We start from the raw sequence: 14,185 nt of genomic DNA, 5'->3' as shown, positions 1-14,185 counted from the left end.
TCAGCGCTCCGTGCCGGACTCGAAGGAACGAACCTGGTCGACGACGGCGGCGCGCAGCTCGGCGTCGTCGGCGAGGTCGGGGGCGAGCTCACCGAGGACGCTGCGCACGGCCTGCTCGTCGTCACCGGCCGCCAGCCGTTGCCACCGCTCGGCGGCGACGTCGCTGACCGGCACGCCCGCACCGCGCAGGTGCGCGACCCAGGCGGCGACGGCGACGACGGCGCCCTGCGGCAGCCGGCCGGCGCCGCGCTCGGCCCGCAGCACCGGGACGTGCCGCACCGGCAGCTTCTGGGAGCCGTCGGCGGCGATGCGGCCGAGGACGTCGCGCATCCGGGGGTTGGAGAACCGCTCGCGCAGCGCCTCACGGTAGGCGGCGACGTCCTCGGCCGGGACGTCGAGGCCGGCCTCCGCGTCGTCCCACAGACGCTCGACCCAGGTGCGGACCTGCTCGTCGGCGAAGGCCTGGTCCACGGTCTCGTGGCCGAGGACCGGCCCGGCGTAGGCCATGAGGGAGTGCGCGCCGTTGAGGAGGAGAAGCTTGCGGCGTTCGTAGGGCTCGACGTCGTCGACCAGCATCACGCCGGCAGTCTCCCACTGCGGACGGCCGGCGGGGAAGCGCCCGGCGACGACCCACTCGCTGAAGGGCTCCGTGGCGACGGGCGCGGCGTCGGTGACACCGAGCTCACGCTCGACGAGCTCGGCCGTCTCCGGGCCGACGGCCGGGGTGATGCGGTCGACCATCGAGCTGGCGAAGTCGACGTTCTCGTCGATCCACGGCAGGAGGTCCGGGTCGATGAGGGCGCCGAGGTCCCGCACGACGCGGCCGACGACCTCGCCGTTGCCGGGCAGGTTGTCGCACGGAAGGACCGTGATGGCCCCACCGTCGGCCGCCTGGCGGGCGATGAGCCCGGCGACGATCTTGCCGGGAACGGTCGCGACCGGCGCGACCGGGTCGCGGCGCAGGGTCTGGACATCGGCGAGGACGTCGGCGTCGTCGACGTCCAGCCCGCCGTCGGGGCCGCGCAGGTAGCCCGCCTCGGTGACGGTGGTCGTGACGACGGCGACGGCCGGGTCGCGCAGGTACTCGAGCCAGGCGGCGTGGTCGGCGGCGGCGTGGACGGCGCTGACCGAGGTGACGACCTCCAGCTCGTCCCCCTCCGGGCCGCGCACGACGAGCGTGTAGAGCCCGTCCTGGGGGGCCAGGGCGCGGGCGGCCTCCGGGCGGCGTCCGGTGAACGCGGCGATGCCCCAGCCGGCGCCGTCGGCCGCGTGCATCGTGTACCAGGCCTGGTGGGCGCGGAAGAAGTTGCCCAGACCGATGTGGGCGATCCGGACGGGTGGCGCCACCTCGTCGGGCCGGCGGCTGAGTCGCTCGCTCACAGCTTGAACACCTTCTTCGGGATCGTGGTGACGAGGTCGTTGGCGGTGGCCAGAGCCTCATCCTCGGTGAGCCGGTGCTGCGCGACCAGCTCGGCGAGGTACGCGGCGTCCAGGCGGCGGGACATGTCGTGGCGCGTGGGGATGGACAGGAACGCCCGGGTGTCGTCGATGAAGCCGGAGGTCCGGTAGAAGCCGGCAGTCTCCGTGACGGCACCGCGGAAGCGGCGGATCGCCTCGGGCGCGTCGATGAACCACCACGGCACGCCCACGTGCATCGAGCGGTAGAAGCCCGCCATGGGGGCCAGCTCGCGGGAGTAGACCGTCTCGTCGATGGTGAAGACGACGAGGGTGAGGTTCGGGTGGTTGCCGTAGCGGGCGAGCAGCGGCTGCAGCGCCTTGGTGAACTCGACCGTGACTGGGATGTCCGAGCCGGCGTCGGCGCCGTAGCGCTCGAGGTTGTCCGTGTCGTGGTTGCGGTAGACCGCGGGGTGGAGCGTCATGACCAGGCCGTCCTGCGTCGCCATCCGGGCCGTCTCGCTCATCATGTGGCGGTGGAAGGCGCGCCCCTCCTCGACGGTGACCTCCCCGCGCAGGGCGGCGGCGTAGATCCGCTCGGCCTCCGCCAGGTCGAGCGGCTGGGTGCCGGCGTCGAGGTGGGAGTGGTCGGAGGAGACCGCGCCGTGCTCCTTGAAGTAGCGGCGCCGGTTCTCGAGGGCGGCGATGTAGCCCGCGTAGTCCCCGGTGTCGACGCCGGCCACCTCACCGAGCTCGCGGGCGAGGTCGGCCCAGCCCGGGCGGGCGAGCTCGAGGAAGCGGTCGGGCCGGAAGGTCGGGATGACGCGTCCGGAGAAGGTGGGGTCCTCGGCGAGCGCCCGGTGCGGGGCGAGGTCGTCCAGCGGGTCGTCGGTGGTGGCGAGGACCGAGATGCCGAATCGCTCGAAGAGCGCGCGCGGGAGGAACTCGGGCCGGGTGAGCGCCTCGGCGACCTGGTCGTAGATCGCGTCGGCGGTCTCGGCGCTGGGCACCTGGGTGATGCCGAAGACCTCGACGAAGGTCGTGTCGAACCAGTACTTGACGGGCGTGCCGCGGAAGAGGTGGTAGTTCTCGCACAGGATCCGCCACGCCTTGCGGGCGGCGGCCTCGTCCAGCTCGACCGGCCCGTCGGGCCCGCGACCGAGGTCGCTGAGCTCGGCGCCGCCCGCGTGGAGCATGCGCAGCACGTAGTGGTCGGGGGTGAGGAGCAGCGAGGCAGGGTCCGCGAAGGGCTTGTTGTCCACGAGCCACTGCGGGGGCACGTGACTGTGGGGCGAGATGATCGGGAGGTCCTTCGTCGCGGCGTAGAGCCGGCGAGCCACGTCCCGCACCTCCGGCTGCGTCGGGAGGAGGCGGTCGGGGTGGACGTCGAGGGACGCCTGCGTAGCGCTCATGGCGCCCATCGTCGCGACACCCCCCACGGTCGGCAATGAAGTTGCCAGTGCTTGCCACCAGGTTGCCAGCGGTTGCCACCACACCGCCAGTTCCACGCCCTCCCAGCCGACCACCGACCCGCAGCAGGGCTACCGTCGAGCCATGACGTGGTTCAAGGAGGAGGCCCGGTTCATCTCCCGGCCCCAGATCGAGGCAATGTGCGACCGGCTGCTCGACGAGGCGAAGGAACGGCTCGGCATCGCCGAGTACCGCCGGGTCCTGCTCCTGCCCCCGGACCTCACCCGGGCCCACTCCGGCACCGGCTGGATGACCGAGTACCTCTACCACCGGCTGGACGCCGCGGGCACCGAGGTGCACGTCATCCCCACGCTCGGGCAGCACGTCCCGCACACCCGCGCGGACAACGAGTGGATGTTCGGCTCCATCCCCGAGGAGCGCATCCACGCCCACGACTGGAAGAACGGCGTGACGAACGTCGGCACGGTGCCCGCGGAGCTCGTGCGGGAGAAGACCGGCGGCGCCGTCGACTGGGAGATGCCGGTCGACCTCAACACCATGCTCGTCACCGAGCAGTGGGACCTCATCGTCAACGTCGGCCACGTCGTGCCCCACGAGGTCCTCGGCTTCGCCAACCACAACAAGAACTACTTCATCGGGCTCGGTGGCAAGCGCCTGCTCGGCGCCTCGCACATGGCCTCGGCCGTCTACGGCATCGAGAACAACCTCGGCAACCTCCTCACCCCGGTGCGCGCCTGCTTCAACTACGCCGAGGAGCACTTCCTCGGCCACCTGCCCGACGTCTACCTCCAGGTCGTCATGGACTACGACGACGACGGCAACCTCGCCCACACCGGCGTCTACGTCGGTGACGACGTCGAGACCTACTACGACGCCGCCCGCGCCTCCCGCGAGCAGAACTTCACCCTCTTCGACGAGCCGGCCGACAAGATCGTCGCCGTCATGCAGGCCGACGAGTTCCGCGCGACGTGGGTGGCCAACAAGGCGGTCTACCGCACCCGCATGGCGATCGCCGACGGCGGCGAGCTCCTCGTCATCGCCCCCGGTGTCGAGCGCTTCGGTGAGCAGCCGGAGGTCGACGAGCTCATCCGCACCTACGGCTACCTGTCCCAGGCCGAGGTCATCGACCTGTACCGGACACAGGCCGACATGCAGGACATCCCGCACGGCACCGCGCACCTCGTCCACGGCTCCAGCGAGGGCCGCTTCACGATCACCTACGCGCCCGGCCAGCTGAGCAAGGAGGAGATCGAGTCCGTCGGCTACCAGTACATGGACGTCGAGGAGGCCCTGCGCCGCTACGACCCGGCCGTCATGAGGGACGGCTGGAACACCATGCCCGACGGCGAGCGGGTCTTCTACATCTCCACCCCGTCCGCCGGCCTGTGGTCCACGCGGGACAAGCTCGAGAACCGCGACACCGAGCTGCACGACGCCTGACCGGGAACAACTCAGCGCTCGGCGGGAGGGGCGGGGGCGTCCGACTACCCCTCTCGCCGAGCGCTGAGTTGTTACTCGGTCAGCTCCGGTGGCGGCGCTGGGCCTCGTCGAGGTCGCGGACGGCGCGGGCGGTGACCCGGTAGCCGTCCTTGAGGGGGCGCGAGAAGTGCAGCACCGTGCTGCTGCGGCTCGCGCCGCGGAGCACGACGTTCGACCAGTGCATCCACACCGGCCCGCTGAGGTGGTAGGTCCCCGCGGGGACGAGGACGACGCCGCCGCCCTGCTCGCCGACGGTGCGGACCGCGTCGTTGAAGGCGGCGACGTCGTCGGTCGTGCCGTCGCCGACGGCGCCGAACCGGGTGACGTTCACCGTCACGGGGGGCCGCGGCGTCGGGGCGCCCTGCCAACCCGGGGAGCAGTGATGGGAAGACCGAGAGCCGGACCCCTCCGGCGAGGGATCCGGCTCTCGGCGCACGTGCGGCTCGGCGCGTGGCTGGGGGTCAGCCTCGGGCGCCACCGAAGCGACGCTGGAGGACCAGGGCCGTGCCGAGCAGCAGGACGGTCACCGCGACGAGTGCGAGCACCGTGACCGGCGCACCGGTCCGGGCGAGGTCACCGTCGGCCGTGTCGTCCGCACCGGCGGCGGGCGACGGGGTGTCGTCGGTGTCGTCGCCGTCGGTCACCGGCGGGGTGGTGCCGTCGTCGTCCGGTGTCGTCGGCTCGGGGACCGGCGTCGTCGGCTCGGGCTCGGGCGTCGTGGGCTCCTCGACGTCCGCGGCGTAGGTGAGGCCGTACCCGAAGGGGTACAGGGCACCGTCGTCGGTCTCCTCGTAGCCGGGGGTGTCGCTCTCCTGCTGGAGGATGGCCTCGCGGGTGCCGGCGAGCGCGAAGGGCATCCTGCCCTGCGGCGCGTAGTCACCGGTGAGGACGTCCATGAGCGCGGTGTCGCTCATGCCGAAGCCGGCGAGGATGGCGCCGGCGTCGCGCAGGCCGCTCTCCTCGTCCAGGACGTAGGGCTGGCGGAAGTAGACGTGGAGGATGACCTTGCTCGGGTCGTCGACCTCGGCCATGACCTGCTGGATGGTGTCCAGCGAGGGCACGACCTCCCACGACTCGGCCGCCTCCATGCCGGTGAAGTCGAGGATGCTCGACTCCCACGGGTAGGAGCCGCCGAAGCGCAGGCCGCTGTCCGTGCAGCTCTCGGCTCCCTGCGTGACGCAGGCGTCCGCCGCGCCCCACAGGCTCTCCCCGTCGAGACCGGGGACGCCGTCGATGACACTCGGGTTGACGCCGTTCTCGGGGTCGAGCCCGGACTCGGGGCTGTTGCTCACGTAGTCGCCGGCGTTGGTTCGCGCCGTCATCGAGATGAGGACGTAGTCGCTGTCCTCGGCGCTCGGGCGCTCCTCGCCCTCCTCGACGTTCCCGTCGGTGACGTCGAAGCCGTACCCGGCCACGGTCTCCTCGGTGAAGTCACCGAGGATGTAGACGTCGGAGTCCTCCTGGAGCGGCAGCACCGGACCCTCCTCGGTCTCCTCGTTCTCCAGGAGCACGAGGGACTTGCGCTGCAGGTCCAGGCCCACCTCGCGGTTGGCCTCCGCACCGATCGTCGCGTCGGCGACGGCGGGGTCGACGTAGGGGTTCTCGAAGAGGCCCATCATGAACATCGGCTCGAGCAGACGCTCGGCGGCGAGGTCCACGCGCTCCTCAGAGACGAGCGGCTCACCCTCGGCCGGCTCGACGAGGTCGATGATCGTCTGGACGTCGTTGAAGCCGGACAGGGTGTCGGTGCCACCGTTGATCGCGGCGGCGACGCGCTGCGGCACGGTCGCGTCCTCCAGGCCCCAGGCACGGTCGTTGATGATGCCGGTGTCGGAGTTGACGTATCCGGTGAAGCCGAGCTGCTCGCGCAGCAGGCCGTTGACGATCGAGTCGGAGAACGCGAAGCCGGTGAGCGGGTAGTCGCCCTCGCCACCGACCTCCGGCACGTCCACGGGCACGCCGTAGTACGGCATGATCGAGGAGACGCCGGCGTCGATCGCGGCCTCGAAGGGCAGCATGTGCTCCTCGAAGAAGCCGCCGGGGTAGACCTGCGCCTTGCCGAAGGAGTAGTGGGGGTCCAGGCCCAGCTCCTGCGGGCCACCGCCCGGGAAGTGCTTGAGGGTGAGGGCCACCCGGGTCTCCGGCGTGAGGGCGAGCCCGTGGGTGCTGCCGTCCTCGGGCACCGGGCCCTGGAGGGTCTGCACGAGCGTCTCCATGATCGCCGCGGCGTGCTCGGCGTCCTCGGTGAAGGTCTCGTGGGTGCGGTACCAGCGCGGCTCGGTGGACAGGTCGGCCATGTAGCCGTACATGCCGCGCAGGCCGATGGAGGCCCACTCCTCGCCCATGACACCGGCGAAGTCCTCGACGACGGACATGTCGCCCGTCGTCGGTGCCTCACCCGTCGCGAGCGACTCCTCGCCCAGCGCGGCGGCCGCGATCCCGGCCTCCTTGGGGAAGGCACTGAACGCACCGGCCGACTCGTTGATGCCCGCGCGGGCGTCGGGGTCGATGTGGTTGCGGGCGTTGGACTTGAAGAGTGCCGGGATGCCCAGACGCGTGGCCTCGCTCATCTCCTGCACCGCGTTGGTGAAGCTCGCGGCCTCGCCCGGTGTCACGGAGGTCGAGGCGCGGAAGCCACCACCGGACTCGCCGCACTCCGCGTCCTCCGGACCGGTCACCGTGTTGCGGAAGACGAAGCGGTGCATGTGCTGGGAGTTGATGAAGTTGTCCGCGGACTCCGGCACAGCGCCGCGCACGCCGTCGATGCACGCCGCGTTGAGCGTGTCGATGAGCATGAGCCCGGCCTTCTCCTCGAGCGACATCCGCGCCACCAGGTCGGCGACCCGGTCCTCGACCGGCAGGCGCCAGTCCTCGTAGGCGTCGAGCTCGCCGGTGCCGTTGAGGTCGCGGAACTCGTAGCCCTCGACCTCGATGAGCTCCTTGTCCGACCGCATCTCCAGCACGGGCTGCTCGATCTCGCCCGGGACGGTCGCCGCACCGGCACCGACCGTGAGCGTCAGTGCCAGTGGCGCCGCTGCGGCGACGGCCACAGCGGTCCGCAGCCCCACACGTGGGCTTCGAGACATTCTTCCTCCTCATGTGTACGTCGTCGTTGACGATGTCGTCATCGACGGGGCGTCGCGCCTCTGCGCGAGCCGGCCGGCGACGGCGCGTCCCCGCGCCCGTCGGCCATGGCTGATCGTGGCTGTGGCCCCCGACACCTCACGAGGAGTTGCCGGATGTTGCCGCCTGTCCAGACCAGCGGGCCGAGGAACGCCGACGGCCCCGCCGAGCGGGTGCTCGACGGGGCCGTGAGGAGGCGGGAGGGACTAGCCCTGGTCGCTCTCGCTGCGGTCGCCGGACCACTCGGTGTGGAACACACCGGGGCGGTCGACGCGGTTGTAGGTGTGCGCGCCGAAGAAGTCGCGCAGCCCCTGGACGAGGGACGCCGGCAGGCGCTCGGCCCGCACGGTGTCGTAGTACGCGAGCGCCGCGGAGAACCCGGGCACCGGCACACCATTGGCGACGGCGTGGGCGACGGCGGCCCGCCAGCCGTCCTGGCTCGACTCGAGCCCGGCGGCCACGGAGGGCGCCTCGAGCAGGGTGGTGAGGTTGTGGGCGGCGTACTCGGAGCGGATCCGCTCGAGGAGGCGCGCCCGGATGATGCAGCCGGCCCGCCAGATCTTCGCCACGCCCGCGATGTCGATGTCCCAGCCGAACTCCTCGGAGGCGGTGCGGATCTGGTCCAGGCCCTGGGCGTAGGCGACGACCTTCGAGGCCCACAGCGCCTGGCGGACGTTCTCCACGAGCGCGGCGCGGTCGGCGGCGTCGACGGCGGCGCGGGCGGGACCCTGCAGGGCGGCGCGGGAGGCCTCACGCAGCGCGATGTGGCCCGAGGTGGACCGGGCGAAGACGGACTCGGCGATCGTGTTGACCGGCACCCCGAGCTGGAGCGCGATCTGCACGGTCCACTGCCCGGTGCCCTTCTGGGCGGCGGCGTCGGCGACGACGTCGACGAACGGCTTGCCCGTCTCGGCGTCGACGTGGCGCAGCACCTCGGCGGTGATCTCGATGAGGTAGGAGTCCAGGTCCCCGGTGTTCCACTCGGTGAAGACCTCGGCGAGCTCGCCGGCCTCGAGGCCGGCAGCACGCAGGATGTCGTAGGCCTCGGCGATGAACTGCATGTCGGCGTACTCGATGCCGTTGTGCACCATCTTGACGAAGTGGCCCGCGCCGTCGGGGCCGATGTGGGTGCAGCACGGCTCGCCGTCGACCTTGGCGGAGATGTCCTCGAGGATCGGGCCGAGGGTCACGTAGGACTCGGCCGGACCACCGGGCATGATGCTCGGGCCGTTGAGCGCGCCCTCCTCGCCGCCGGAGATGCCGGCGCCGACGAAGTGCAGGCCCTTGTCGCGGAGGTAGGCCTCCCGGCGGCGGGTGTCCTCGTAGTGGGCGTTGCCGCCGTCCACGATGATGTCCCCCTCCTCCAGGAGCGGGATGAGGGACTCGATGACGGCGTCGGTCGGGCCCCCGGCCTTGACCATGATGATCATCTTGCGCGGGCGCTCGAGGCTGGCGACGAAGTCCGCCAGCTCCTGCGACGCGACGAAGGTACCCTCGTCGCCGTAGGCCGAGACGAGCTCCTCGGTCTTGGCGAAGGTGCGGTTGTACAGGGCCACGGTGTAGCCGTGACGTGCCAGGTTGCGGGCGAGGTTGCTGCCCATGACGGCGAGTCCGATGACTCCGATCTGCGCGGAGGCAGTCGCCTTGTTGTCAGTCACGTGCTGGTCCTTTCGTCGGCGGCTTGTGAGGCTACGGCCCCCAGTATGGCGGCAGGCCCGCGCCCGCCCGCAGTGGTGTCCACGAGTTGCCACGCCTCAGGACCGCATCAGCCGGCCCCTGCCCACCCGGGCGGTGGAGTCCCGTGCAACGAGCTTGACCGGCAGCACGACGGGCTGCTCGCTCGACCGTGCCCCACCGATGATCGCGATGAGGTTGCGCACCGCCGTGGCGCCCTGGAGGGACAGCGGCGAGGCGACGGAGGTGAGCGCGGGGACGGTGAGCGCACCGGTGCGGCTGTTGTCGAAGCCGACGACGCTCACGTCGGAGGGCACCGACACCCCCAGGGCGCGCAGGCCACGGACGAAGCCGACGGCCATGACGTCGTTGAAGGCGACGACGGCGGTGCTCGGGTTCTGCGCCCACCGCCGGGCCGCCTTGGCCCCGCCCTCGACGGTCGGGGAGTTGGGACCGATGCGGCGGACCCGCAGCTCCAGCTCCAGGCCGGCCTCCTCCAGCCCGCGCCACCGCACGCCGTCGGCCCACGACGCCTCGGGACCCGCGACGTAGGTGATCTCCCGGTGCCCGAGCTGCCCGAGGTGCTCGGCCGCGCGGCGCACCCCGCGCGCCCCGTCGGTGAGCACGCTCGGCAGCCCGCTGACGACGCGGTTGAGGACGATGACCGGCCGCTGCTTGGCGATGGCTCGGATGCCGGAGTCGGACAGCCGCGGGCTGGTGAGGACGAGCCCGTCGACGGCGCCGAGGAACGTCGAGGCGGCGTCCCGCTCCCGGAGGTAGGACTCCTGGGCGTCGAAGAGCAACATCGTGTAGCCGGCCGCCTCCGCGGCGGCGGACGCGCCCCGGATGACGTCGACGAAGAGCGGGTTGCCGATGTCCGCGACGACCATGGCGAGCATCCGCGTGTTGACCGTGCTGAGCACGGGGGCCACCGACGAGCGCCGGTACCCGAGCGCGGCAGCCGCGGCGCGGACCTTCTCCGCCGTCGCCGCGCTCACGCGCCCGGGCCGGGCCAGGGCCCGCGACACCGTCGACGGCGCCACCCCGGCCGCCTTCGCGACGTCGTAGATCGTCGGCGCACGACCGGTGTCGCCGCCTCCCTCGCTGTCCATAGCGGCCAACGGTAAGGTCACAGGGCAACCAGTGGCAACGAGTTGCCACGGCGCTGCCCGGCCTGTCCACACTGACAGCCCACGTTGCACGAAGGAGCAGCTCCATGACGACGACGACGGCGGTACCGGGCCTGACCGGGCCGGCGGCGCAGGCCGCGGCAACGGTCGCCGAGATGCTCGCCGGCCACGCACCGCTGGGCGTGGCCTACTCCGGCGGGGTCGACTCCGCCACCCTCCTCGCCCTCGCCGTGCGCACCCTCGGGGCGGGCAACGTCGTCGCCGTGCTCGGTGTCTCCCCCAGCCTCGCGACGGACGAGCGCGCGCGGGCCCACGAGACCGCCGCCGTCATCGGGGCGCGCGTCGTCGAGATCGAGACCCACGAGGGGCAGTCGGCGGCCTACCGCGCCAACGGGCCGGACCGCTGCTTCCACTGCAAGGACGAGCTGTTCACCCGGATCTCCGACGAGCTCGTCGCCGAGCTCGGTCTCGCGGCCGTCGCCTACGGCGAGAACGCCGACGACGCCAAGCGGCCCGACCGCCCCGGCTCACGCGCCGCGACCGACCACCGCGTGCTGCGCCCGATGGCCGAGGCCGGGATGACCAAGGCGATGGTCCGGGAGGTGGCCAGGGCCCTCGCCCTGCCGGTCGCCGACAAGCCCGCCGCACCGTGCCTGGCCTCGCGCATCCCGCACTTCGAGGAGGTCACCCCGGACAAGCTGCGTCAGGTGGACCGCGCGGAGGCAGCCCTGCGCCGTCTCGGCTTCACCGACTGCCGCGTGCGCCACCACGGCGACGTCGCCCGGATCGAGCTGCTGCCCGAGGAGCTCCTCACCGCCGTCCAGCGGCGCGAGGAGGTGGACGGCGCCGTGCGCGACGCCGGCTTCCGCTTCGCCGCCCTCGACCTGCGCGGCATCCAGTCCGGGGCCTTCACCCTGCCGCTGGTCTCCGTCCGTGGCTGAGGGTTGGGAGCCGGGCCCCGAGCTGGCCCGCATCGCCCACCTCGACCACGACCGCGCCGCCCGGCGCGGCTACCCCGAGGCCGTGCTCTGCGAGCCCAAGAGCGTCGAGCAGGTCGCACTCATCGCCGCCGAGGTCGCGGCGGCCGGTACGCCCACCCTGTTCACCCGCGCGACGCCCGAGCAGGCGGCCGCCGTCCTCGCCGCACTGTCCGACGCGCACCACGACCCGGTCGCCCGGGTGGTGGCCTGGCCTGCCGCGGCGCCGGAGCCCACCGGTGGCCTCGTCGTCGTCGTCAGTGCCGGCACCTCCGACCTGCCCGTGGCCCGCGAGGCCGAGCTCACCGCCCGCTACCTCGGCCGGCGGACCCAGCTCGTCGTCGACGTCGGCGTGGCCGGCCTGCACCGGGTGCTCGGGCACCTCGACCTCCTCCGCTCGGCACGCGTCGTCGTCGTCGCCGCGGGGATGGACGGCGCCCTGCCGAGCGTCGTCGCCGGACTGGTGAGCGCACCGGTCGTGGCCGTGCCGACCTCCGTCGGCTACGGCGCCGCCTTCGGTGGCGTCGCACCGCTGCTGTCGATGCTCAACGCCTGCGCCCCCGGGGTCGCCGTCGTCAACATCGACAACGGCTACGGCGGTGGCCACCTGGCCGCCCAGATCGCCTCCTCCTGAGGGGCGCACGAACGACGCCGATGGGCGAGAATCGACGATGAACGGGCCTGTGCCCGAGGGGGAGACACGGAATGTCCCGACGACTCACCACCGCTGCCGCCGCCGGCCTGGTGCTGACGGCCCTCGCGGCCTGCAGCCCCTCGCTCGAGCCGGGCACCAACGAGGGCGACGTCCTGCACCTCGCCCTGAACCAGACCGAGTCCCACCCCTCCTACATCGCGCTCACCGCCTGGGGCGACCACCTGGAGGAGCAGACCGACGGACGCTGGAGCATCGACGTCTACGCCAACGAGACCCTCGGCGCCCAGGCCGAGGCGATGCAGCTCGTCTCCGACGGCTCGGTGGAGATGGCGATCGTCTCCGGCCCGCAGCTGGAGAACCTCAACCGGGACTTCATCGCCCTCAACCTGCCGACGACCTTCGACGACATCGACCACCAGATGCGTGTGGTCCACGACCCCGCCATCGTCGGGGACCTGTACACCTCGCTGGAGGAGACGAACAACGTCACCGTGCTCGGCGGCTTCACGCAGGGCTCACGCAGTGTCTACACGACCTACGGGCCCGTCGAGACGCCCGCGGACCTCGCCGGCCAGAAGCTGCGGGTGCAGGAGTCCGAGCTCAACGTCGCCATGGCGCAGGCACTGGGCGCCTCCGCCACCCCGATGGCCTACGGGGAGCTGTACACGGGCCTGCAGTCCGGCGTCGTGGACGCCGCGGAGAACAACGAGGTCTCCTACGCCTCGCAACGGCACTTCGAGGTGGCGCCGCACTGGAGCTCCACCAACCACCTCGTGGGCCTGGACTACATGATCATCAACACCGACATGCTCGCCTCGATGACCGAGGAGGACAGGGCGGTCTTCGACGAGGGCTGGGAGCTGGCCCGCGCCGAGCACGTCGAGCTGTGGCTGCAGGCCACCCAGGACGCCGTCGCCACCGCTGAGGCGGGGGGCGCGACCTTCCACGACGTCGACGACGAGGTCTTCTTCGAGGCGCTCGAGCCGCTGGCCGACCGCTTCCTCACCACCGACGAGCAGTGGGCGATCTACGACGCGGCACGGGCTGCGTCGGCCGAGTCAGCGGACTGAGGAGGCGGGCCTGTCACGGCGGGGTCACGGACGGCAACTGGTGGCAACCGCTGCGTGCCCGAGGCCCCGACCTGAGTGAATGAGGCCACCCGAACGGGACCCCCCGTCGGCCGGCACGCCTCACGACGAGGCACGGCAGCGCCGCCCAGCCCAGAGGCTGGACCCCTCCCCCACACTGCACTGCGCAGCGCCGGACGACGAGGTCACTCAGACCGAAGGACGGAACACGCCATGAGGCACCGGAAGAACACCGTGGTCATCGCCGGAGCGACTGCTGCGACCCTGCTCCTCGCCGCCTGCGGCGGGAGCGACGAGGGCGGCGAGTCCGCCGGTGGCGGCGAGGGCCAGAGCATGCGCCTGGCACTCAACCAGACCGAGGAGCACCCCTCCTACATCGCGCTCGACAGCTTCGGGAGCTACCTCGAGGAGAACACGGGCGGCTGGGACATCGACGTCTTCCCCAACGAGACGCTCGGCGCCCAGGCCGAGGCCCTCCAGCTCGTCTCCGACGGCTCGGTGGACATGGCCATCGTCTCCGGCACCCAGCTGGAGAACCTCAACGAGGACTTCGTCGTCTTCAACCTCCCCCGCGTCTTCGACGACGTCGACCACCAGATGAGCGTCATCCACGACCCCGAGATCACCGGTGACCTCTACAGCTCGCTGGAGGAGTCGAACAACATCACCGTCCTCGGCGGCTTCACCCAGGGTGCCCGCTCCGTGTACAGCAGCGCCCCGATCGAGACCCCGGCGGACCTCGCCGGCCAGAAGCTCCGCGTCCAGGAGTCCGAGCTGCACATCGCGATGGCCGAGGCCCTCGGCGGCGCCGGCACCCCGATGGCGTACGGCGAGCTCTACACGGGTCTGCAGTCCGGCGTCGTCGACGCGGCCGAGAACAACGAGGTCTCCTACTTCACCCAGCGCCACTACGAGGTCGCTCCCTACTGGAGCTACACCAACCACCTCGTGGGCCTGGACTACATGATCATCAACACCGACCTCCTCGAGAGCATGTCCGAGGAGGACCGCGCCGCCTTCGACGAGGGCTGGACCGCCGCGCACGAGGAGCACACCCAGCTCTGGGCGGAGGCGACCCAGGAGGCCATCGACGGCGCCACGGCCGGCGGCGCCACGTTCTCCGAGGTCGACGACGCCGCCTTCGCCGAGCCCCTCGAGGCGCTGGCCGCGGAGTTCATCACCACGGAGTCCCAGCAGGCGCTCTTCGACGCGGCGCGCGCCGCAGCACGCTGA

The 14,185-nt window shown here is 71.8% G+C and carries 11 protein-coding genes; 5 read left to right on the top strand and 6 right to left on the bottom strand.

Annotation, left to right across the window (positions count from 1 at the left end):
- Both DSZ44_RS11730 and uxaC read right to left on the bottom strand, forming a co-directional pair.
- Entirely contained in the window at nt 1-1,380 is a 1,380-nt protein-coding gene (locus DSZ44_RS11730) for a mannitol dehydrogenase family protein (protein WP_110852815.1), read from the bottom strand.
- On the bottom strand, nt 1,377-2,807 hold the full coding sequence (gene uxaC / locus DSZ44_RS11725; protein ID WP_110852814.1) for a glucuronate isomerase: 1,431 nt from the start codon (nt 2,805-2,807) through the stop codon (nt 1,377-1,379). The genes DSZ44_RS11730 and uxaC overlap by 4 nt, the downstream gene beginning before the upstream one ends.
- Nucleotides 2,808-2,949: 142 nt before the next feature.
- Between uxaC and DSZ44_RS11720 the strand changes: the two genes are divergently transcribed.
- Nucleotides 2,950-4,266 (top strand): nickel-dependent putative hexonate epimerase, encoded by a 1,317-nt coding sequence (locus tag DSZ44_RS11720; protein WP_110852813.1) that lies wholly within the window; start codon nt 2,950-2,952, stop codon nt 4,264-4,266.
- Nucleotides 4,267-4,345: 79 nt separating this feature from the next.
- On the opposite strand, the gene DSZ44_RS11715 is transcribed toward DSZ44_RS11720, so the two are convergent.
- The 4 genes from DSZ44_RS11715 to DSZ44_RS11700 form a co-directional block, all read right to left on the bottom strand.
- Nucleotides 4,346-4,642 carry a glycosyl hydrolase family 28-related protein gene (locus DSZ44_RS11715; protein WP_181424621.1) on the bottom strand — a complete coding sequence of 99 codons (297 nt, stop codon included), beginning with the start codon at nt 4,640-4,642 and terminating at the stop codon, nt 4,346-4,348.
- A 124-nt stretch (nt 4,643-4,766) separates the two neighbouring features.
- On the bottom strand, nt 4,767-7,391 hold the full coding sequence (locus tag DSZ44_RS11710; protein WP_110852811.1) for a glycoside hydrolase family 3 protein: 2,625 nt from the start codon (nt 7,389-7,391) through the stop codon (nt 4,767-4,769).
- A 243-nt stretch (nt 7,392-7,634) separates the two neighbouring features.
- Nucleotides 7,635-9,086: an NADP-dependent phosphogluconate dehydrogenase gene (gene gnd, locus DSZ44_RS11705; protein WP_110852810.1), complete on the bottom strand. Its 1,452-nt coding sequence runs from the start codon at nt 9,084-9,086 to the stop codon at nt 7,635-7,637.
- A 96-nt stretch (nt 9,087-9,182) separates the two neighbouring features.
- A complete protein-coding gene (locus tag DSZ44_RS11700) occupies nt 9,183-10,214 on the bottom strand; it encodes a LacI family DNA-binding transcriptional regulator (RefSeq protein WP_110852809.1) in 1,032 nt (343 codons plus the stop codon).
- A 104-nt stretch (nt 10,215-10,318) separates the two neighbouring features.
- Between DSZ44_RS11700 and larE the strand changes: the two genes are divergently transcribed.
- The 4 genes from larE (at nt 10,319) to DSZ44_RS11680 (ending at nt 14,185) form a co-directional block, all read left to right on the top strand.
- Nucleotides 10,319-11,173 carry an ATP-dependent sacrificial sulfur transferase LarE gene (gene larE / locus DSZ44_RS11695; RefSeq protein WP_110852808.1) on the top strand — a complete coding sequence of 285 codons (855 nt, stop codon included), beginning with the start codon at nt 10,319-10,321 and terminating at the stop codon, nt 11,171-11,173.
- A complete protein-coding gene (gene larB / locus DSZ44_RS11690; protein WP_110852807.1) occupies nt 11,166-11,843 on the top strand; it encodes a nickel pincer cofactor biosynthesis protein LarB in 678 nt (225 codons plus the stop codon). The genes larE and larB overlap by 8 nt, the downstream gene beginning before the upstream one ends.
- 71 nt (nt 11,844-11,914) lie before the next feature.
- Nucleotides 11,915-12,934, top strand: a complete 1,020-nt coding sequence (locus DSZ44_RS11685) for a TRAP transporter substrate-binding protein (RefSeq protein WP_110852806.1) — start codon at nt 11,915-11,917, stop codon at nt 12,932-12,934.
- A gap of 231 nt (nt 12,935-13,165) precedes the next feature.
- Nucleotides 13,166-14,185, top strand: coding sequence for a TRAP transporter substrate-binding protein (locus tag DSZ44_RS11680; protein WP_110852805.1), 1,020 nt, complete (start codon nt 13,166-13,168; stop codon nt 14,183-14,185).

The organism is Georgenia satyanarayanai (assembly GCF_900116375.1).
GTDB classification, from domain to species: domain Bacteria; phylum Actinomycetota; class Actinomycetes; order Actinomycetales; family Actinomycetaceae; genus Oceanitalea; species Oceanitalea nanhaiensis.
This window is presented reverse-complemented; position numbering and strand designations above follow the sequence as displayed.